This is a genomic window from uncultured Adlercreutzia sp., from assembly GCA_910585575.1.
GTDB lineage: Bacteria > Actinomycetota > Coriobacteriia > Coriobacteriales > Eggerthellaceae > Adlercreutzia.
In genome coordinates this window covers 13,090-33,202 of sequence record CAJUFS010000011.1, presented here as the reverse complement: position 1 = coordinate 33,202, position 20,113 = coordinate 13,090, and the positions used below count along the sequence as shown (strand labels likewise).

The following is a 20,113-nucleotide window of genomic DNA, read 5'->3' as shown; positions in this document are numbered from 1 at the left end:
AATGCGCGCATGTTAGACGGGAATAGAGGGGATCCAAACATAAAGAAAGCCCCGCATTGCGGGGCTTTCTTTGCTGGAAGGCGGTGGCTTTTGCGGCGCGCCCTGGATTGCGAGCGCTGATCCGCGAGCATTGAGCATCGACGGATGCTCTGGCCGCAGCGGACGCCTGGTTTAGCGGCCGGTCCAGTGGGGGGCGCGCTTCTCGACGAAAGCGGCCGGGCCCTCGATGCCGTCGTCGGTCTTCTCCAGGAAGCGGTAGGCGGCGTCGGAGAAGCGCATGGCGTCCTCCTCGGACATCTGGTCGGCGGCGTGCACGATGAACTTGGTCCACTTCAGAGCCAGTGGCGCGTTCTTCAGGCACTCCTCGGCCAGCTCGATGGCGCGGTCGAGCACTTCCTCGGCGGGCACCACATAGTTGATGAGGCCGAGGGCCTTGGCCTCCGGGGCCTTGATCTTCTTGCCGGTGAGCAGCAGCTCCATGCAGTCCTTGCGGTTGATGTCGCGGGCCAGGCGCACGATGCCGCCCGTAGAGGCGATGATGCCCAGGCCGACCTCGGTGCAGCCGAACTTCGCGTTCTCGGCGGCCACCACCATGTCGCAGGACAGGGCGATCTCCATGCCGCCGCCGGCAGCCGAGCCGTTGCAGGCGCAGATGACGGGCTTGGAGCACAGGCGCGCGGTCAAGCCGCCGAAGCCGTGCTCGGTAACGGTCTGGCACTCGCCGCCCTCGGAAAGCTCGGAGAGATCCTCGCCGGCGCAGAACACCTTGCCGGTGCCGGTGACGATGATGGCGCGCACGGCGGCATCGGTCTCGGCGTGGTTCATGATGTTCTCCATGGCAGCCGAGGTCACGCCGTTCAGGGCGTTGGCTACATCGGGGCGGTTGATGCGGATGATCAGCAGACCGTCCTCGCGCAGCTCGGATACGACGGTGTCGGTACCAAAGTAATCAGTCATGCGTTCCTCCTTATAGGGCGACAGTTCCTTCTCGGTGCTCCTCTTGCACCGCTTCTTCGATAGTACGGGGACGGTATTGACAGGGCATCACTAGTTGTTGCGTATCGGGTAAATCGCCAGGTAATAAGGGGTCGCATGTTTTTAAGTAGTGAGAGTTTCACGGGGTTTTGGCGATGACGGGGGTCGCTCGGCGGGCGAAGATGGGGGCAACGAAGCGGCGTCGAAGAGAGAGCGGCGCTCCTTCACGAACCAAGGTTGTTTCATTTCGCGAAAGCAAGAAGAGAAAGGTGCGCAGATGAACATTGTCGTAGCATTCAAGGTGGTGCCCGACGACCAGGACATCCAGATCGGTGCCGATCGCTCCCTGGATTTCTCGAAGGCCAAGGGCATTGTGTCCGCCTATGACCTGAATGCCATCGAGGCGGCCGCGGCCCTGGCCGCTGCCAACCCGGGTTCCACGGTGACCGCCTTGACCGTGGGCGACGCCTCTATCGATGACTCCAAGCTGAAGAAGAACGTGCTGGCCCGCGGCGTCGACACGCTGCGCATGGTGGCCGACGACGCCTGCGCCGGCCTGGACGCCCACGGCACTGCCGCTCAGCTGGCTGCCGTGCTGGGCACGATGGACTACGACGTGGTGCTGTGCGGCGACGGCTCGGCCGACGACTACGCGCAGCAGGTGGACGTGCAGCTGGCCGCGGCTCTGGGCGTGCCCTCGGTGAACGCTGTCACCCGCATCGAGGCCGCCGACGACGCCCTTGTGGTGGAGCGCACCTTGGAAGACGTGATCGAGGAAGTGGAAGTGCCGCTGCCTGCCGTGGTGGCCGTGTCTCCCGATGTGGCCGAGCCCCGCATTCCCGGCATGAAGGACATCCTGGCTGCCGGCAAGAAGCCCATGGAGGTGTCCGGCGCTCCCGTGGCCGCCGAGCGCACCATCGAGGTAGTCTCCTGCGCCGCGCCGCAGCAGGCCGAGCGCGCCTGCAACGTGCAGGACGCCTCCGCCGATGGCGCCATCGAGCAGTTCGTGGCCGCCCTGAAGGCCGCCCTCTAAGTCGATTCCCGTTTTCATTCAAGAAGAAAGGCAGAGCTGATTATGAAAGCACTGGTAATTGCCGAGCATTCCGACGCCGCCGTGGAGCTTGCCGCCGGCGCCCGCACCCTGGCCGACGAGGTGGTCCTCGTCACCTTCGGCGCCACCCCCGAGGGCGCTTCTGACAAGACCGTCGTGGTGAACGTGCCCGAGGGCGCGGTGGCCGACGACGCCGCTGCCACGGTGCAGGCCGTCTTCGATGCCGAGCAGCCGCAGGTGGTGCTGGCCGAACCCACCCGCCACGTGAAGTCCGTGGTGGGCCGCGTGGCCGCCGCTGTCGGCGCCTCGGTCATCACCGACGTGAGCGCCATCACCTCCGAGGGCGCCGAGAGCCTGTACTTCGGTGGCGTGGGCGAGCGCGTGCAGAAACCCGCGGGTGCCGTGGCGTTCTATACCGTGGCTCCCGGCACCTTCGCCGAAGCCACCCCGTCCGGTGCCGGCACCGTGGAGGAGGCCGCCTGGGTGGCCCCGGCCAAGCCGCTGCGCCTGAAGTCTTCCCGTGTGCGCGAGAAGGGCGGCGCGGACCTGTTCAAGGCTGACGCCGTGGTGGCCGCTGGCCGTGGCTTCACCGAGGAAGCGCAGCTTGACTGGGCCCGTCAGATGGCCGACAAGCTGGGCGGCGGCGTGGCCTGCTCCCGTCCGCTGACCGAGGGCGTGGACTGGATGCCCCAGAGCACCTACGTGGGCGTGTCTGGCCTCATGCTCACGCCGAAGGTATACGTGGCCTGCGGCATTTCCGGCCAGATGCAGCACATGGTGGGCTGCAACCGCTCCGGCGCGGTGTTCGCCATCAACAAGGACAAGAACGCGCCGGTGTTCAAGCAGTGCGACTACGGCCTGGTGGGCGACATCGCCGACGTGATGCCCGCGGTGATCGCGGCCCTGTAGGCCTTCCAAGGTAAAGGAGAGAGAAGTGGCAGACTTCGACATCATCGTCGTCGGCTCTGGCTGCGCCGGCGCCGTGGCGGCCTACACGGCGGCCTCGGCGGGCAAGAGCGTGCTCGTGGTGGAGCGCGGCAACTTCGCCGGCGCCAAGAACATGACCGGCGGCCGCATCTACAGCCATTCCCTGAAGCCGGTGTTCCCGAACTTCGAGGAAGAGGCGCCGCTCGAGCGCAAGATCACCCACGAGCGCATCGCGCTGATGGACCCCGCCTCATCCATGACCGTTGACTTCACCAGCCCCGAGCTGGCGCGCGAGGGCGCCGACTCCTACGCGGTGCTGCGCGGGCCCTTCGACCAGTGGCTGGCCGAGAAGGCCGAGGAGGCCGGGGCCGAGTACATCTGCGGCATCGCCGTGGAGGAGCTCATCCGCGACGAGTCCGGCAAGGTCGTCGGCGTGCGCGCCGGCGAGGACGAGATCACCGCCGAGGTGGTCATCGTGGCCGAGGGCGTGAACTCGCTCTTGTGCGAGCGCAGCCTGGGCAACCCGCGCCCGAAGGCCAACCAGATGGCCGTGGGCATCAAGGAAGTGTTCGAGCTTCCGGCGAACGTCATCGAGGACCGGTTCCTCGTGCCCGAGGGCGAGGGCGCGGCCATGCTGTTCGTGGGCGACTGCACCCACGGCAAGGTGGGCGGCGGCTTTTTGTACACGAACAAGGACTCCATCAGCCTGGGGCTCGTGGCCACTATCTCCACGGCTGCCGAGGCCGACAACCCCACGCCGGTGTACCAGATGCTCGAGGACTTCAAAAACCACCCGGCCGTGGCGCCCATCATCCGCGGTGCGAAGATGGTGGAGCACTCGGGCCATATGGTGCCCGAGGGCGGCTACAACATGATCCCGCAGTACGTGTTCGACGGGGCCCTGGTTGCCGGCGAGGCCGCGGGCCTGTGCATGAACATGGGCTACCAGGTGCGCGGCATGGACTTCGCCGTGGCCTCCGGCCGCATGGCCGGCGAGGCCGCCGTCGAGGCCCTGGACGCCGGCGACACGAGCGCCGCGGGCCTTAACGGCTACAAGACCCGCATGGAGAACTCCTTCGTCATCAAGGACCTGGAGACCTTCCAGAAGTGGCCCCACGTCATGGAAGAGTGGGACGCCATGTTCACGGACTACCCGGTCATGGTGCGCGAGATCTTCAACGCGATGTTCTGCGTGGATGGCCAGCCCCAGCAGCACCTGACCAAGCGCATCATGCCCATTGTGAAGAAGCGCGGCCTGTTCAAGCTGGCCCGCGACATGAGAGGAGCGGTGAAGGCCCTATGAGTCAGATCGCACCGATCACGGTGAACGTTGACGAGCTCATCGCCGTGAACAAGTACGAGGTGGACGAAGAGAACGCCCACATCGAGCTCGTGGAGGATCCGGACATCGAGGAATTCAAGAAGCTCGTGCGCGTCTGCCCCGCGGCCCTGTACAAGATCGACGAGAACGGCGCCACCAGCTTCGACTACGCCGGTTGCCTCGAGTGCGGCACCTGCCGCATCGCCTGCGAGGACACCATCGTCAAGAAGTGGGAGAACCCCCAGCCCACCATGGGAGTGGAGTACCGCTTCGGGTAAGAGTAAGGACACCCGCGGAACCAAGTGAGGCCCCGTCGCGCAGGCGACGGGGCCTCTATGCAAATATGGCAGAGCAGCGGGCGGGGGCGGCGTCCCCGGAGGGCACCGTCTGAACACTGCCTTGAAAAGGCGGCCGAAGGCCGCAAAGTGAAAGCATGAGGGAGCGCAGCGCCCGAGCGAAGCGAGCAGCGGAGCGGCGCGTGCCCGGAGCGGGACACCGCCCCCGTCCGCGGACTGGTGGAGCAACCCGCAATCGCCTAGCAACCGCGCGCAAGGCCGAAGGCCGAGCAAGCGGGCGCGGTGCTGGTGGAGGCGCCCCTCCTAGGTTCCAGGAATGGCTGGTTTGGTTCCCTGTGGGAAGCCAAAATCGGTCGATTTGGTACTTATTACGAGTAAAACACCAGGTCAGCTTTTACCTTCCATGGCAACGAGGGAACCAAACCGCCCGATTCTGGAACTTAGTTCTGGAGCTTAGGGGGGATGTTGCCTGGATGTTTTGGAACTTGGAGGAATGTCGCCTACGTTTTCTGCCGCACCAACAAGAAATGGCCCCTTTCGGGGCCATTTCGCTTGTCCGGGGGACGTAATGCGGGTTAGAGCGTTGCTCGCGTTGGTAAGACTCGCGCATCCGCGCCAGTTGCGCGGCTGAGCCTATAGGTTCGTGCCCGCAATCCAGTTCTGCTCGGGGTATTCCACGATGCCGTTGTGCTTGTCCATCTCGCGGGCGATGGTGATGCGCTGAATGGTGGGCGCGCCCTCCTCCAGCCACATGGCGCGCACGTCGCGGTACAGGCGCTCGGTGGGGCCGTAAGGGGAGTCCTCGAAGTAGCCGTCGCCGCCGAAGATCTCCAGCATCTCGTCGGACACCACGCGGGTGGTGTCGATGGAGAACAGCTTGCACATGGCGGCCTTCTCGGCGATGTAGGGGCCGTGGGGATCCTTGTCGTACTCGTCGGCGAACTCGATGACCATGCAGCGCAGGGCGTGGATCATGGTAGCCATGTTCGCCAGCTTCATCTTGATGGCCTGGCGCTGCATGATGGGCTTGCCGAAGGTGACGCGATCGCGGGCACGGGCGATGGAAATCTCCAGCATGCGCTGGCACATGCCCAGGTTGGAATCGGCAATGTGCACGCGGGAGACGGCCAGCGAGTGCATGGCCACTTCCATGCCCTGGCCCTCTTTGCCCAGCAGGAACTTGGGCGGCAGCACCACGTTGGTCATCTTGAAGCCGGCATGGCCGGCGCCGCGGCAGCCCATCATGTGGGGCATGGGCACCAGCTCGAAGCCCGGGGCGTCCATGGGCACCCAGAAGGCGGAAAGGCGCTCGTCGCCTTCTTTCTCGGGGTCGGTCTGCGCGATGACGTAGGCGTACTGGGCCACGTCGGTGTGGGAGATGAGCCATTTCTCGCCGTTGAGAACCCAGTTGCCGTTCTCGTCCTTCACGGCGGTGGTGTGTACGTCGGCGCCGGTGCCGCCGGTCTGCTCGGTCAAGGCGAAGCAGGTGAACACGGACTTGTCGGCAAACTGCGGCATGAACTCGGCCTTCAGCTCGTCGCAGCCGTAGTCGTCAAGGATGCGCCAGTTCAGATCGGCCGCGTAGTGCAGATGCATGCGCATGCCGCCGGGGCCGCGGGAGAACTCCTCCTGCACCTGAAGGATTTCCTTTTCGTTGAAGCCCCAGCCGCCGTACTCCTCGGGCAGCGCGTAGCGGTACAGGTTGTTGGCGATGGCCATGTCGATGAATTCCTGGGGGAATTTGTTGGTGACCTCCACCTCTTTCTGCATCTCCTCGAAGGGGCCCTCCGCCAGCTCGCGGACGGTCTTGAGGAATGCGCGGAACTCCTGCTCAGTCAACTTCATAGCTTCTCCTTGTCGTTCTTACCCTCGCTCCGGCGAGCCGACGCGTCCGACGCGCTGCCCGCGTTATGCCTTATCAACAGTTTGCCAGCCTGAGAGGCAAAAAGTCTAATGGGAAACGCGCCCATGTTCGTCCTGTTCCATAGGCGCTTTCTATAATGTGCCCCTCGGCGTCTATGGCCTAGCCGCCTTGGGGCGCTTGAAGATTGCGACGCGCCGGCGCCCGCCCGGAAGGGGGGCGACACGGGTGTTTTAGGTTCTGAATCGCCTAGAGATTACGGCGCATCTGCGCCTCTTTGATCTCGTTTTCCAGGGAGTTGTGAATGATGTTGGCGAAAGGACCGCAGTCGCTGGCCAGATGCTCGACGGAGTTCTGGTCGCAGCGGCGGATGTAGTAGTACAGAAACGCGCAAGTGTAGAACTCGGCCAAAAAGTCGATGTTCTCGCGCGGCAGGTAGCGGTTGGACAAAATGATGTCGATGTCCTTTTTCATGGCGTCAAGATAAAGCGCGTAGAGGTAGTTCCGCAGGGAATAGGGGCCGTTGTCCACCAGCGCCTGGCGGTAGAAGTTGCGGCGTCCCTCCAGCACCTCGGCGAAGCACTCGAAGAACTCAGCGTGGTCCAAAGAGCGCACGCCGGACTTCTGCATAATATAGTAGGGGAAGCGGGCGCAGGGGTTTTCGGCGTCGTCCTCGTAAAGCAGCACCGACTCCGAGAAGTGCTGCTTGAGCACTTGTCCCAGGTCGTACCGGAAGATCCAGATGATGAGCTTGTCCTTGTTCTCGAAGTGATAGTAGAACGTCTTGCGATTCTTGTTGGTGCGCTCGACGATGTCGCTGATGGACACCTTGCGCAGCGGCATCTCATCGCACAGGGACACGAACGCGTCTGAAATAAGAAGCATAGTATTGAGGGCGTTCATCTCGCAGCATCCTTCCTCTCCTCGGAAAGCTTCCGGGCCTATTATACGCAATTTCGCTCAGGTTTAGGACATATTTAATCAAATGTGTAATAGGTTTTGCAATGAACCATTAAAAATGTCCCAATTGATGGGCAAAACCTATTAAATTTGGCGATAAATCCTATAGTTCAACGATAAAAGCCGATACAAGAATACACAGAATTAAAAATCTGTCCATCGTAAAACGAAGTGAAGTGCGTAGAATAAAAGTCACGAGGAGACTTGAGGGAAGAACTCTCAATAACCTTTACATTCTGTGGGGAAGTAATGAAAGGAGTAAGCTGTGGCGAAGTACCAGAAACTTCTGGAGCCGCTCAATATCGGCAACGTGCAGCTGCGCAACCGTTTCGTGATGCTGCCTATGACCATCGAGAAGGTGGACAACTATCACGTTACCGATGACTTGGTGGACTTCTACGAGCAGCGCGCCAAGGGCGGCGTGGGCCTGATCGAGATCGGCTCCTGCTACGTGTGCGATTGCTTCGGCACCGAGCCCAAGTACCATACAACCACCGGTGCTTGCGGCTGCTGGGACGACCAGTTCATCCCGGGTTATCAGAAGATCGCCGAAGTGTGCCACAAGCATGGCGCGAAGGTGGCCGCTCAGCTGCAGCTGTGCTACGAGTGGCGCGCCAACGGCGACGATCCGCTGCTGTCCTACGCTCCGTCCAAGGACGTGCCCTCAGGTCCGTTCGTGGGCATGCCCGAGCGTGAGTACACCAAGGAAGAGATCGCCATCGTGGTGAAGCAGTACGGCGAGGCCGCCAAGCGCTGCAAGGACGCCGGCATCGACATCATCGAGATTCACGCCGGTATCGGCTACATGGTGATGCGCTTCCTGTCCAAGTACTCCAACCATCGTACCGACGAGTACGGCGGAAGCCCGGAGAACCGCGCCCGCCTGCTGACCGAGATCATCGACGAGATCCACAAGACCTGCGGCGACGACATGCCGATCCTGGTCCGCATCTCCGCCGACGACCTCATGCCCGACGGCAACCGCATCGAGGACACCCTCGAGCTCATTCCGATCATCGAGGCTCACGGCGTGGACGCTTGGTCCATCCAGGCCGGCTTCCATGAGGCTCCGCGCCCCGTGGCCAACCAGATCGTCCCCGAGGGCGAGTTCATCGACCTGGCCAAGCAGTGCAAGACCGTGACCAGCAAGCCCGTGTTCCCCGGCACTCGTATCAACACGCTGGACATGTGCGACAAGGTGGTCAACGAGGGCTACGGCGACGCGGTGGGCATGGCCCGTCAGTTCATCGCCGACCCGGCCACGGCCGCCAAGGTGGCTGCCGGCCATCCCGAGCAGGTTCGCCCCTGCATCGTGTGCTCCCGCTGCCTGGACAACATCTTCATCGGCAAGCCGTGCCAGTGCTCCGTCAACGCCAACGTGTGGCAGGGCGTGGAAGTGGGTCTGCCCGAGGATCATCCGGCGACCGAGCAGCAGCACGTGGTTGTCGTGGGCGCCGGCCCCGGCGGCATGGAGGCTGCCCGCGTTGCCGCTCTGCGCGGCCACAAGGTGACCGTGGTGGATCACTCCGATCGCGTGGGCGGTCTGCTGAACATGGCCCAGGTGCTTAATGCCAACATCGAGCCCCTCGTGTCCTACTGGCAGGGCGAGGCCAAGCTGCATGACAACATCAAGGTGGTGCTCAAGCAGGACGTCGACGTGGACTACCTGAAGTCGCTCAACCCCGACCAGGTCATCCTGTCTCCCGGCGGCGGCATCATCCCGCTGGACGTGCCCGGCATCGACGGCAAGAACGTGGTGAAGTCCGAGGATATCAAGGCCATGTGCAACGGCGTGGTTCCTGAGGGCAAGGGCATGATCTGGAAGGCCGCTGTGGCTGCCATCAAGGCTCAGGGCGGTACCGTGGGCTTCATGCGCATGGGTCTGAACATGAAGAGCGGCCCGACTGCCATCGTGGGCAAGAAGGTCGTCGTTGTGGGCGGCGGCTTCGCCGGTCTGGAAGTGGCCGAGGCCATGTGCGACGGCCGTGAGATCACGGTCATCGACGAGGCCAAGAAGATGGGCAACGGCATCGGCATCATCGACAAGAACCCCACCATCAACCTGGTGAAGTCCAAGGGCGTGAAGCTCATGCCGCTCACCAAGCTCATCGAGGTGACCAAGAAGGGCGCCAAGGTGAAGAACATCGAGACCGGCGAGGAGCAGCTGCTCGAGTGCGATACCGTGCTGACCTCCCTGGGCGTCGAGTCCAACACGAAGCTCTACGACGAGGTTGTCAAAGTTTGGCCCCATGCCAAGCTCATCGGCGACGCCACCACCCCCGACGGCAAGGTGTACCGCACCCTCGAGGCCGTCAAGGGCGGCTACGAGGCCTCGATGGCCATCTAGCCAGCAGGTTTCACGGCGGGCGTCGTGAACAAATCCGGTGCCCGCACTTTTCAATGGGTTCAAACGCAGGAGCGTTTTGAATAGAAGGCAAAGGTTCCTTAAGGAGGAAGAAATGGATTTCAGCTATTCCCAGCAGCAGCTCGAGATCAAGCGCGGCATTCGCGAGTGGGGCAAGAAGCACCTGACCGAGGAAGTTATCGCTGCCGGTTACAAGAACCGCGGCATCGCTCCCGAGGTTGCCAAGGCCTGGGTTGACGACGGCTGGGGAATGTACGGTCTGCCCGAGGAGTACGGTGGAAAGCCCGTTGATCATCAGACCATGGCCATGATCATCGAGGAGCTGAACCACTGCGGCGGTAACATCCCCATGGCTCCCAACCTGCTCATCATGTTCGACATGGTCGAGTTCGGCAGCCCTGAGCAGATCCAGTACGCCATCGACTACTACCAGGAGAACGGCTACCCGCCGTACTGCCTGGCCATCTCCGAGCCCGAGGCCGGCTCCGCCAACCAGTACATGACCACCACCGCCACCAAGGACGCCGACGGCAAGATCCACATCAACGGCACGAAGACCTGGGTGACCTCCGGTGAGAACTCCGACGGCTTCATCGTGGTGTGCAAGGACGAGGACCCCTCTCCCGAGAACAAGGAGATGTCCATGTACCTGGTGCCCGCCAACTCCAAGGGCGTCACCATCGAGCCGCTGAACAAGATCGGCATGCAGATCATGCCCTTCTCCAAGATCATCTTCGACGACGTCGTGGTTGACGAGAGCGCTCTGCTGGGCATCAAGGGCAAGGGCTTCCTGCAGCTCATGAAGAACTTCGAGTGGGAGCGCTGCGTGCTGCTGGCCGAGCTCCTCGGCGAGGCTCAGGCTGCCATGGACGACGCTTGCAAGTGGACCAACGAGCGTCAGCAGTTCGGCAAGGGCATCAAGACCTTCCAGCTGGTTCAGGAGCACATCGTTGAGATGCAGATCGCTCTGACCAACACCCGTAACTTCCTGTATCGCACCTGCTGGAAGATGGACAACGGCATTCCGGTCAACAACGACGCCGCTATGCTGAAGCGCTACGGTGCGCCGGCTCTGACCGACGTGTGCTCCCGCGCCCTGCAGCTCATGGGTGGCCTCGGCTTCACCGATGAGACCCGCGTGTCCCGCCTCATGCTCGACTGCCGTGGCTTCCAGATCGGTGGTGGCACCGTCGAGATCATGGTGCACATCTCCGGTCGCGGCATCCTCAAGGAGTACGCCAAGGCCGAGCAGGATCCGGATTACCTCTGGACCATCTAAGTTGGCGCCAGCCGCTTAAGCTCGAGCACTATCGCTCTGCAAGAGAACCCGCTTCGGCGGGTTCTCTTTTTTTGTGCAGCAAGAGGTTCGCGCATCAATTCGACTGAAATTGACCGTTGCACTTGAAACATGTTCGGGGATGGTGCTCTGGCGAGGAAGTCGCTTGTCGAGACAAGCACGAAAAGGGGCCCGCGGATTATCCGCGGGCCCTGCAAGTTCGGGGAGATGGGGGAGGGCGCCGAAGAGGAAGACCTTATTCGCTCTTGGCCTCTTCAGCCTCTTCGATGCGCTTGCGGATTTTCGCCTTGGTGCGACGGCCGTGGCAGGTCATGCCGATCTTGCGGATGGTGCACGTTTTCACGTTGTGGCAGTAGGCGCAGCCGCGGCGCTTCTTCTTGGTCTCGTTGTACAGGCCGATGATGCCGAGGGTGCTCCACTGATCTGATACCGCGCCCTCGTCATCGGAGGTGAGCCCCAGGCGCTTCTCCGCCTGGGTGAAGAACACGAGGGTCTTGTTCATGGTGAGGGGGAAGTCCTCGGTGCCCGACTCCAGGGTGCTGCCGCGATGCAGCCCGCGCTCGTGGGCGTCGTCGGCCACCGCGGCGGCCAGCTTGTCGGCGGCCATCGAGGTGAGGGCCTCCAGGCAGGCGCGGAACAGCAGCTCGTCGAGCTCGTTGTGAACCAGTCGGTCGTGGAGCGCTTCGATTTCCTCGTTGGTGCCCACGGTGGAGACCACCATGGCGGTGTGCTCGGCGTCGCTCATGCGCTCGTAGGCAGCCTCGCCGTAGAGGATGGCCAAGGTGCCCACCAGCTTGATGGCCGGGGTCACATACTTGGGGGGCAGCGTGCAGGTGGCCGGGTTGAACAGCTTGTACACGCCGCGGGGGCGCAGCTGGGCGCACAGGGCGTCGGCCATGGGCGCAATGGAGTCGACCAGCATAGGATCATCGCTTAGTTCCTGGTCGAGGAAGGCCTCGACCACGGCAGGATCGATCTGCTCTACCGAGCAGTCGATTTCGTGGACGGTATGAACCTGCATAGCCCCTCATTTCCTCATTGATGCTTATTTATGGGACTATTTTAGCAATAAATCCAAAATGAAAAGGGGAGAATAGCGCTTTTACGGGTGAAATGTGCCAATTTGAAAGCAATTTAATGGACAAAAATGAATATATGTGTATATACCGTTTTCAGTCGATTTCCTACAATTGCACCAAACGATCTCATCGACGCCCGAGGGCTCTATTACACTGGGATCATCGCTAAGCGCGGGGGACGCAGAGGCCCTCGCAAATGACAGGAGGGTCTTTTGAAGCGCGCACTTACTCCGGGTACCTTCGATCCTATTACCGTGGGTCATATCGATATCATCTCCCGTGCCTCGCAGCTGGTGGACGAAGTCATCGTCTCGGTGGCGGTTTCGGCTAAGAAAAAGCCCCTCTTCTCCTTGGACGAGCGCGTGGAGCTGGTGCGCCAGGCCACGGCCCATCTGCCCAACGTGCGCGTTGAGGCCTTCGACGAGCTGCTCGTCGATTTCGCCCGGCGTATGGACGCCACGGCCGTGGTCAAGGGCCTGCGCGCCATTACCGACTTCGAGTACGAGTTCCAGATGACGGCGCTGAACTATCAGCTTGACAAGGAGCTGGAGACGGTGTTCATCATGTCCACGCCTCAGCACATGTACCTGTCCTCGTCCATTGTGCGCGAGATTGCCTCGCTGGGCGGCGACGTGTCGCAGTTCGTGCCCCCCTGCGCCAACGAGGCGCTCATTCGCAAGTACGCCGAATTGGGAGTCACGCCGCAGAAGTAGGACAAAAGCCTGTGGCTTAGGGGTTGTTCCATCCCAGTATTTCCCCAAGCTATAGGTTTTGTCCCTTTCGCTTTGAAATAATCCAATATTAAATTTACCCAAATGGGCTAATTCGTCCATCACTCACGGTCAAAAGGCCTTGAGTATGTATGTTGCTGCGAATAAGCCTCCCGTACAATAGTCAATAAGCTGAAAAAGAGAGAGCGGGAAGGGTAAAGATGAACATTATTGTGTGCGTGAAGCAAGTGATCGATACCGAAGCGGTCATCGAGCTCGACAGCGCCGGGGATGTGGTCCTGGAGGGGCAGACCCTGGTCATTGATCCCTACAGCGAATTCGCCGTGGAGCGGGCCGTGCAGCTGAAGGAGCAGCTGGGCGGAACCGTTACCCTTGTCTGCCTGGGCACCCAAGATTGCCTGTCCGCCGTGCGCCACGGCTTGGCCATGGGCGCCGACGATGCCGTGCTCATCGAGGACGATCAGTGGCTCGAGCGCGACGCGGCTTTCGTGGCCGCTGCCCTGGCCGCCGCCGTCAAGGATCGCGGGGCCGACCTTATCATGGGCGGTTGGAAGTCGGGCGATACGGCCAGCGCCCAGGTCATGGGCCGTATGGCCGCTCTGCTGGACCTTCCCCTTGCCAACATGGCCACGGGCCTTGAAGTGGCCGATGGTACCGCGACGGTTTCGTGCGAAGTAGACGACGGCGTCGAGGTGGCGTCGCTGCCCCTTCCTGCCGTGGTGGCCGCGCAGCAGGGCCTGGCCGAGCCCCGTTACCCCTCAGTGCGCGATGTCATGCAGGCCCGTCGCAAGAAGAGCGACGTAGTGCCTGTGGCCGATCTGGCCATTGAGGGCGACGGTTTGGACGCCCTGACGGTGGTCGAGCGCACCTTGAAGCCGGCCCGCAGCGGCGGCCGCATCATCGAGGGCGAGTGGAACGAGGCGGTGGCTGAAACGACTCGTTTGCTGGTTGAAGAGGCCAAGGTCTTCTAAGCGCCGCGCGCTGTCTTACAGGAATCTGTTGCTATTCGCTATACATTGAAAGGGCTTACCATGGCTGATATTTGGGTGGGCATCAACGGTGCCGGACAGACGCTTCGTCAAGTGAACAAGGAGATGCTGGGCGCTGCCCGCGCTCTGGCCGACGCTCAGGGAGCGTCCGTTGCGGCAGTGGTATGGAACGACCCCGAGGGCGCGCTCGATGCCGAGGTGGCAGCTTGGGGCGCCGATCGCCTGGTGCGCGTCACGGCTTCCGAGGAGCGCTTGGGCGCCGAGGCGCTCGGTCGCACCTTGGCCGCGCTGGCGGGTGAGGGAGCTCCCGCCGTGTTGCTTATGGCCGACGGCGCTGAGGCGCGCGAAGTGGCGCCGGCCCTGGCTCAGAAGCTGGGGGCGCCACTCGTGTCCGACGTGGTGGCTATCGAGGCGGCCGCGCCGGTGGTGTTCTCGCGTCTGCCCTATACGGCGAAGGTGGTGGAGCGCGTGGCGCTCAAGGACGGCGTGACGGCTCCCGTGGTGGCCACGGTGCGTCCCAAGGCTTTGCCCCTGGGCGAGGCCGTCGAGGGCCGTGCCGTCGAGGTGGTAACGGCCCCGGCCGACGCCGCCGCCTGTGCGAAGGCCATCCAGGACGTGGTGCGCTCGGCTTCTGACCGCGTGGATTTGGGCGAGGCCGACATCGTGGTGTCCGGCGGCCGCGGCTGCAAGGGCCCCGAGGGCTTTGCGGTTATCGAAGCTCTGGCCGACTCCCTGGGGGGTGCCGTGGGCGCCTCGCGTCCCGCCGTGGACGAGGGCTGGGTGGACATCCAGTACCAGGTGGGCCAGACCGGCAAGACCGTGGCCCCCACGCTCTACATTGCCTGCGGCATTTCCGGATCCATTCAGCACATGGCCGGCATGGCCGCTTCCAAGTGCGTGGTGGCCATCAACAAAGACCCCGAGGCCGAGATCTTCGAGCTGGCCGACTACGGCATTGTGGCTGATTTGTTCGACGCCGTGCCCCTGCTCCAGAAGGAGCTGGCGGCCCGCGTTCAATCGTAGGGGAGCAAGCGAGGCAGAGGAGCGTGCGCACCGATGGGCGAGACACCCACCCGTGAGGTACTGTGGAATATCGACAACAGCTGGATCATGTATCCGCTCTTTTTGCTGGCTCTGGGAGCGGCGGTGTTCTTCTTCGTGCGCCGTTGGCGCCTGTGGAAGATCGGCCAGCCCGAGGACCGCACCTCGCATTGGAAAGAGCGCCTGATTGGGGCCGCCAAAGACTCCCTGCTGCAAATTAAAGTGCTCGAGCGCAAGGGCTCGGGCATCATGCACCTGTTCATGTACGTGGCCATGATTATCCTTTTGGTGGCCACGGTAACCGTGGCGGCCCAGGCCGACTTGGGGCTGCCCACGGTGCAGGGCGACTTCTATCTGTACTTCCTGTCCCTGACGGTGGACTTGGCCGGCGCCGCTTTCTGCATGGCCATGATCGGCTGCATCATTCGCCGTCTGGTGAACAAAAGCCTGGACACGAAACCCCAGGACATCATCGTGCTGGTGGCGCTGCTGGTCATTGGCATCACGGGCTTCATCGTCGAGGGCATGCGCATCGAGGCCACGGACGATCCGTGGCGCGCCTGGTCGCCCATTGGCAGTCTTTTCGCTCAGCTGTTCGTTACCTGGACGCCCGAGCAGCTGCATGTGGCTCATCAGCTCTTCTGGTGGTTCCACCTGGCCCTGGCCTTCGGCATCATCGCCTACTGGACCTATTCGAAGCTCGTCCATGTGCTGCTCGTGCCCGCTGCGGCCTTCTATCGCTCGCTGGCGCCGAAGGGGGAACTGCCCTTCATCGACATGGAAGACGAGAACCTGCTGACCATGGGTGTGGGCACCTTGGAGGAGATGACCTGGAAGGACCTCTTCGACACCGAGGCCTGCACGCGCTGCAATCGCTGCCAGGAGGCCTGTCCCGCCTTCAATACCGGCAAGCCGCTCTCGCCGAAGGCCCTGATGCAGGATATGCTGGGCGAACTGGAGCAGCGCGGCCCCATCGTCTACAACGTGCAGCAGAAGGCTCGCAAGGCCCTGGCCGAAGGCGAGGAGATGCCTCCCACGGCCGAGCTTCTGGAGCAGGCCGATCTGTCCGAGGCCGACCGCGCCATCGTCGACCGCACCTTGGTGGGCGACGTGATCAAGCCCGAGGCCCTGTGGTCGTGCACCACCTGCGCCTCGTGCATGGAAGAGTGCCCCGCCCTGCTCGAGCATGTGCCGAAGATTGTGAAAATGCGCACCTACCAGGTGTCCATGGAAAGCGCCTTCCCGCCGGAGGCCCAGGCCACCTTCCGCAACATGGAGAACAACGGCAATCCCTGGGGTCTGGGATGGCAAACCCGGGCGAAGTGGGCCGAGGGCCAGGACGTGCCCACCTTGGCCGAGCATCCCGAGGCCGAGTACCTGTACTGGCCCGGCTGCTCGGGAGCCTTCGACAGCCGTAACCGCAAGGTGACGCTGGCCCTGGTCAAGCTGCTGAAGAAAGCCGGCGTGGACTTCGCCATCCTGGGCAACGAGGAGAAGTGCTGCGGCGATTCGGCCCGACGCATGGGCAACGAGTTCGTCTATTTCATGCTGGCCAGTGAGAACATCGCCACGCTCCAGGCCTATGGGGTGAAGAAGATCATCGTGCAGTGCCCGCACTGCTACCAGTCTTTGGCCCGCGACTATCCGCAGCTGGGCGGAAACTTCGAAGTGATCCACTATAGCGAGCTTTTGGCCCAGTTGGTGCGCGAGGGGCGCCTGGAGGTGCCGCGCACGGTGAACGAGACGGTATGCTTCCACGATTCGTGCTACCTTGGCCGTTATCAGGACGTATACGATGCCCCGCGCCAGGTGATTGCGCAGACCGGTGCCACCGTGGTGGAGATGGAGCGCCATGGCAAGCACAGCTTCTGCTGCGGTGCCGGCGGCGGCCGTATGTGGCTTGAGGAGAATACCGGCGAGCGCATCAACGTGGCCCGCACCGAGCAGGCCTTGGCCACGGGGGCCGATGCCGTGGCGACGGCGTGCCCGTTCTGCCTGACCATGTTGGCCGATGGCATGACGACGCTCGAGGGGAACAAGGATGTCCTGGACATCGCAGAACTTATGGCAGGGGCATGGGATGACGAATCATGAGAGAACGTGCACGGTAAGGGACGCCATTAGTCCCGGCTGCTGGCTTACCTACGACATCGAGGCACCCACGGCCGAGCGCGCGCGGCAATTTCTGGCCGACCCGGCGGCAGTCGAGGTGGTGGAGCCGCGCTATGCGGCCACGGTGCTGCTGGTAAGCGCCGCGCGGCCGCACCATCGCGCCTGGGAGCGCGACGAATTCGGCCGCTTGGGCGAGCCCGTCTTGGAGCCGGCCCAGGGGCCGGTGGACGTGTTCATGCTGCGACGCGCCTCCACCATGGCCTTTGTGCCCGATGCCGTTGTGTTCCCCGGCGGCGGCATGGACCCGTCTGACCGCGAGTTCGACGGCGCCTGGGGAGGTCCGGACCCCGAGACCTGGGCCCAGGCCATGGACTGCACGCCGGATCTGGCCCAGGCGGTGCTGGTGGCGGCGGCGCGCGAACTGTTCGAGGAGAGCGGCGTGCTGCTGGCCTCCACGGCCGACGGCGCCATGGCGCGGGATGCGCGCGGCGATCACTGGGCCTTCGAGCGCGCGGCCATTGCCGAGCGCTCGCTGTTGTTCGGCGAATTCCTGAATCGGGAGGGGCTCGTGCTGCGCAGCGACCTTCTGCACCTGCGCTCCCATTGGGTGACGCCGCCCAGCGAGACGCGCCGTTACAACACCTACTTCTTCCTGGCGCGCCTGCCCGAGGGACAGCATGCCGACGGACGCACTTCCGAGGCCGTCGAGTCCTCCTGGATTACGCCCAACGAGGCGTTTGCCCGGTTTGACGACGGGTATCTCAAGCTGGTGCCTCCCACCATTTCCAACCTGCGCTCTCTGGCCAAGGCAACCTCGGTGGACGATGCCTGCGCGCTGCCCTTCGACGGCCACGTGCGCCCTATGCCCACCGAGACCGCCGACGGCTCCATCGCGATGATGTGCGAGGTGGTCTGATCATGGCTGCTCGTCTTGGCGAAATACCGGCCAACGAGGCCTTTGTCGGTCCCTACGCCCAATGCGTGCGCCACGAGAACGTGTCGCCGCTGACCTATCGGGGCACGAACAGCTGGGTCTTGGCCGAGCCCGGAGAGAAGCGCTGCGTGGTGGTGGATCCCGGCCCTCCCGATGAGAGCTGCGTCGATCGTCTGGCGGCGGCCTGCCGTCGCCGGGGGCTCGAGGTGGCCGCCATTCTGCTGACCCACGACCATTTCGACCACGCCGGCTGCGCCAGCTTGGCCTCGCGGGTGTTCAGCGCGCCCATTCTCTCGGCCAAGCACGGGACGCTTAGCGAGGGGCCCTTGGTCTTCGATGACATGTCGCTGGCGCTGGAAGTGGTACCGCTGCCAGGGCATTCCAGCGACTCGGTGGGTATCTACGTGCCCGATGGCGATCTGGTAGTCACCGGCGACATGCTGTTCGCCCAAAGCTCCACCATGGTCTATTGGCCCGACGGGCGCTTGGAGGCCTACCTGAACAGCTTGGACAAGCTTGCTGCGCTCGTGCGCGATCAGGGCGTGCGGCAGCTGCTGACCGGTCACGGGCCCGTCATCGAGAACCCGGGGATGCGCATCGAGCAGGCGCGCCGCCATCGCATTCAGCGGCTGAACCAGGTGGTGTCGGCGGTGCGCAGCGGCATTCCGGCCGAGGCGGAGCCTTTGGTGGACGCCGTGTACAACGACGTGCCCCCCAATTTGCACGAGGGCGCCCTGCGAAGCGTGAACGCTCAGCTTCGTTACGCATTCGACCAGGGAATTCTCGAGGAGCATCGCGAGCGAGCGCGATAGATGCGCTTCAGGGCCTCAGCGGGTTGGTCCAGGCGCGCGCGTGGGGCGACTGGGGCGGCTGGGGCATGCGACGGTCGGTTCGCGTGGCCGTCCGCGGCGTCAAGGACTTCGCTGAACGTTTCGTCTGTCGATGGTTTCCCATCGCTTTGAGCGTTTTGAAGCATAGAGAAGGATACATGGAGAGGAAGGAAGAGTATGGCCGTTACCATGACCGAAGAGCAGAAGGAGCTTGTCCAACTGGTGCGCGATGTGGCGCGCAACGAGGTGATGCCCCACGTGGCCGCCGCTGATGAGGCGGGGGAGTGCCCGCGAGAGCTGTTCCAGTGGGGCTTCGATATGGGCCTGCATATGGTGGAGATCCCCGAGGAGTTCGGCGGTATGGGCCTGGACTACGAGACCTGCGCCATGATATTCGAGGAGCTGGCCTGGGTGGATGCCGCCTACGCTGACACCTTTGTCACCAACTTCGTGGCCTTCCGCAACATCCATCTCCATGGCACGCCCGAGCAGGCCCAGCACTTCGTGGAACTAACTGAGAACAACGGCTTCGCCGCCTTCTGCCTGTCCGAGGCCTGTGCCGGCTCCGATGTGGCCGCCATGCGCACCACGGCGGTACGCGACGGCGACGAGTACGTGATCAACGGCACGAAGACCTTCATCACCAACGGCTCCATCTCTTCGGCCTATGTGGTGTTCGCCAAGACCGACCCCGAGGCCGGCGGCCGCGGCATTACCGGCTTCCTCATCGACGGCGATACCCCGGGCCTGTCGGCCGGCGCCAAGGAGCACAAGATGGGCTTCCGCCTGTCGGACACCACAGAGGTGGTGCTCGAGAACGTGCGCGTGCCCGCCTCGGCCGTCATTGGCGAGGAGGGCAAGGGCATGAGCATTGCCCTGAACGCCCTCAACCTGTCCCGCGCCTTCATCTCCACCCTGGCCGTGGGCATCATGCAGCGCGCCCTGGACGAGGCCGTGACCTACGCCAAGCAGCGCAAGCAGTTCGGCAAGCGCCTCATCGACATGGAGATGGTGCAGCAGATGCTGGCCGATATGGCCATCAAGACCGAGACCTCCCGTATTCTGGTGAACAACTGCATGCGCCAGATGGATGCTGGGCAGATGGTGCGCAAGGAAGGCGCCATCGTGAAGACCTTCGTCACCGATGCCATGCAGGAAGTGGTGAGCAACGCCGTTCAGGTGTTCGGCGGCTACGGCTACTCCAAGGACTACCCCGTAGAGAAGCTCATGCGCGACGCCAAGATCTTCCAGATCTTCGAAGGCTCCAACCAAATCCAGCGTATGACCATCGCCAAGGAACTCGACCGCGAATACAAATAGCTTGCAACTCCCCGAAGTCGGGGG

Annotated in this window: 17 protein-coding genes; 13 read left to right on the top strand and 4 right to left on the bottom strand. The window is 63.0% G+C overall.

The window, feature by feature from the left end:
* Positions 1-171: 171 nt before the first annotated feature.
* Complete coding sequence (locus QZ307_RS02475) at positions 172-957, bottom strand: enoyl-CoA hydratase-related protein (RefSeq protein WP_275207651.1); 786 nt, start codon at positions 955-957, stop codon at positions 172-174.
* 295 nt (positions 958-1,252) lie between these two features.
* Here QZ307_RS02475 and fixA point away from each other — a divergent pair, with 295 nt between their 5' ends.
* From fixA to QZ307_RS02455, 4 genes are read left to right on the top strand one after another with little or no spacing between them, the layout of a single operon-like run.
* Complete coding sequence (gene fixA, locus QZ307_RS02470) at positions 1,253-2,008, top strand: putative electron transfer flavoprotein FixA (protein WP_295995330.1); 756 nt, start codon at positions 1,253-1,255, stop codon at positions 2,006-2,008.
* Between the two features lie 42 nt (positions 2,009-2,050).
* The gene (locus tag QZ307_RS02465; RefSeq protein WP_295995328.1) at positions 2,051-2,935 is read left to right on the top strand and encodes an electron transfer flavoprotein subunit alpha/FixB family protein; all 885 of its coding nucleotides are present in this window, start codon (positions 2,051-2,053) and stop codon (positions 2,933-2,935) included.
* Positions 2,936-2,960: 25 nt separating this feature from the next.
* Positions 2,961-4,256 (top strand): FAD-dependent oxidoreductase, encoded by a 1,296-nt coding sequence (locus QZ307_RS02460; RefSeq protein ID WP_295995326.1) that lies wholly within the window; start codon positions 2,961-2,963, stop codon positions 4,254-4,256.
* Complete coding sequence (locus QZ307_RS02455; RefSeq protein WP_295995324.1) at positions 4,253-4,552, top strand: 4Fe-4S dicluster domain-containing protein; 300 nt, start codon at positions 4,253-4,255, stop codon at positions 4,550-4,552. The genes QZ307_RS02460 and QZ307_RS02455 overlap by 4 nt, the downstream gene beginning before the upstream one ends.
* Positions 4,553-5,203: 651 nt before the next feature.
* On the opposite strand, the gene QZ307_RS02450 is transcribed toward QZ307_RS02455, so the two are convergent.
* Both QZ307_RS02450 and QZ307_RS02445 read right to left on the bottom strand, forming a co-directional pair.
* Complete coding sequence (locus tag QZ307_RS02450) at positions 5,204-6,415, bottom strand: acyl-CoA dehydrogenase family protein (RefSeq protein ID WP_295995321.1); 1,212 nt, start codon at positions 6,413-6,415, stop codon at positions 5,204-5,206.
* 265 nt (positions 6,416-6,680) lie between these two features.
* The gene (locus tag QZ307_RS02445) at positions 6,681-7,316 is read right to left on the bottom strand and encodes a TetR/AcrR family transcriptional regulator C-terminal domain-containing protein (RefSeq protein ID WP_295995317.1); all 636 of its coding nucleotides are present in this window, start codon (positions 7,314-7,316) and stop codon (positions 6,681-6,683) included.
* Positions 7,317-7,656: 340 nt separating this feature from the next.
* Between QZ307_RS02445 and QZ307_RS02440 the strand changes: the two genes are divergently transcribed.
* Both QZ307_RS02440 and QZ307_RS02435 read left to right on the top strand, forming a co-directional pair.
* Positions 7,657-9,738 (top strand): FAD-dependent oxidoreductase, encoded by a 2,082-nt coding sequence (locus QZ307_RS02440; protein WP_295995314.1) that lies wholly within the window; start codon positions 7,657-7,659, stop codon positions 9,736-9,738.
* A gap of 112 nt (positions 9,739-9,850) precedes the next feature.
* The gene (locus QZ307_RS02435; RefSeq protein ID WP_275207663.1) at positions 9,851-11,035 is read left to right on the top strand and encodes an acyl-CoA dehydrogenase family protein; all 1,185 of its coding nucleotides are present in this window, start codon (positions 9,851-9,853) and stop codon (positions 11,033-11,035) included.
* A gap of 253 nt (positions 11,036-11,288) precedes the next feature.
* Here QZ307_RS02435 and QZ307_RS02430 read toward each other — a convergent pair whose 3' ends face one another.
* Positions 11,289-12,074 carry a phage tail protein gene (locus QZ307_RS02430; RefSeq protein ID WP_295995307.1) on the bottom strand — a complete coding sequence of 262 codons (786 nt, stop codon included), beginning with the start codon at positions 12,072-12,074 and terminating at the stop codon, positions 11,289-11,291.
* 270 nt (positions 12,075-12,344) lie between these two features.
* On the opposite strand from QZ307_RS02430, the gene coaD reads away from it, so the two are divergent.
* The 7 genes from coaD (at position 12,345) to QZ307_RS02395 (ending at position 20,089) form a co-directional block, all read left to right on the top strand.
* On the top strand, positions 12,345-12,845 hold the full coding sequence (gene coaD, locus QZ307_RS02425; protein ID WP_295995304.1) for a pantetheine-phosphate adenylyltransferase: 501 nt from the start codon (positions 12,345-12,347) through the stop codon (positions 12,843-12,845).
* A gap of 218 nt (positions 12,846-13,063) precedes the next feature.
* On the top strand, positions 13,064-13,834 hold the full coding sequence (locus QZ307_RS02420; protein WP_295995301.1) for an electron transfer flavoprotein subunit beta/FixA family protein: 771 nt from the start codon (positions 13,064-13,066) through the stop codon (positions 13,832-13,834).
* 60 nt (positions 13,835-13,894) lie between these two features.
* The gene (locus QZ307_RS02415) at positions 13,895-14,875 is read left to right on the top strand and encodes an electron transfer flavoprotein subunit alpha/FixB family protein (RefSeq protein ID WP_295995297.1); all 981 of its coding nucleotides are present in this window, start codon (positions 13,895-13,897) and stop codon (positions 14,873-14,875) included.
* 33 nt (positions 14,876-14,908) lie between these two features.
* Positions 14,909-16,987 (top strand): heterodisulfide reductase-related iron-sulfur binding cluster, encoded by a 2,079-nt coding sequence (locus QZ307_RS02410; protein WP_295995294.1) that lies wholly within the window; start codon positions 14,909-14,911, stop codon positions 16,985-16,987.
* A complete protein-coding gene (locus QZ307_RS02405; RefSeq protein WP_295995291.1) occupies positions 16,974-17,921 on the top strand; it encodes an NUDIX domain-containing protein in 948 nt (315 codons plus the stop codon). The genes QZ307_RS02410 and QZ307_RS02405 overlap by 14 nt, the downstream gene beginning before the upstream one ends.
* Before the next feature lie 2 nt (positions 17,922-17,923).
* Complete coding sequence (locus QZ307_RS02400) at positions 17,924-18,751, top strand: MBL fold metallo-hydrolase (protein WP_295995288.1); 828 nt, start codon at positions 17,924-17,926, stop codon at positions 18,749-18,751.
* A 195-nt stretch (positions 18,752-18,946) separates the two neighbouring features.
* Entirely contained in the window at positions 18,947-20,089 is a 1,143-nt protein-coding gene (locus QZ307_RS02395) for an acyl-CoA dehydrogenase family protein (protein ID WP_295995285.1), read from the top strand.
* Positions 20,090-20,113 lie beyond the last annotated feature (24 nt).

Bases quoted from the DNA above. Each gene is read 5' to 3' on its own strand.
- QZ307_RS02475 (WP_275207651.1), bottom strand. From the start codon at position 957: ATGACTGATTACTTTGGTACCGACACCGTCGTATCCGAGCTGCGCGAG.
- fixA (WP_295995330.1), top strand. From the start codon at position 1,253: ATGAACATTGTCGTAGCATTCAAGGTGGTGCCCGACGACCAGGACATC.
- QZ307_RS02465 (WP_295995328.1), top strand. From the start codon at position 2,051: ATGAAAGCACTGGTAATTGCCGAGCATTCCGACGCCGCCGTGGAGCTT.
- QZ307_RS02455 (WP_295995324.1), top strand. From the start codon at position 4,253: ATGAGTCAGATCGCACCGATCACGGTGAACGTTGACGAGCTCATCGCC.
- QZ307_RS02450 (WP_295995321.1), bottom strand. From the start codon at position 6,415: ATGAAGTTGACTGAGCAGGAGTTCCGCGCATTCCTCAAGACCGTCCGC.
- QZ307_RS02445 (WP_295995317.1), bottom strand. From the start codon at position 7,316: ATGCTTCTTATTTCAGACGCGTTCGTGTCCCTGTGCGATGAGATGCCG.
- QZ307_RS02435 (WP_275207663.1), top strand. From the start codon at position 9,851: ATGGATTTCAGCTATTCCCAGCAGCAGCTCGAGATCAAGCGCGGCATT.
- QZ307_RS02430 (WP_295995307.1), bottom strand. From the start codon at position 12,074: ATGCAGGTTCATACCGTCCACGAAATCGACTGCTCGGTAGAGCAGATC.
- QZ307_RS02420 (WP_295995301.1), top strand. From the start codon at position 13,064: ATGAACATTATTGTGTGCGTGAAGCAAGTGATCGATACCGAAGCGGTC.
- QZ307_RS02415 (WP_295995297.1), top strand. From the start codon at position 13,895: ATGGCTGATATTTGGGTGGGCATCAACGGTGCCGGACAGACGCTTCGT.
- QZ307_RS02410 (WP_295995294.1), top strand. From the start codon at position 14,909: ATGGGCGAGACACCCACCCGTGAGGTACTGTGGAATATCGACAACAGC.
- QZ307_RS02405 (WP_295995291.1), top strand. From the start codon at position 16,974: ATGACGAATCATGAGAGAACGTGCACGGTAAGGGACGCCATTAGTCCC.
- QZ307_RS02400 (WP_295995288.1), top strand. From the start codon at position 17,924: ATGGCTGCTCGTCTTGGCGAAATACCGGCCAACGAGGCCTTTGTCGGT.
- QZ307_RS02395 (WP_295995285.1), top strand. From the start codon at position 18,947: ATGGCCGTTACCATGACCGAAGAGCAGAAGGAGCTTGTCCAACTGGTG.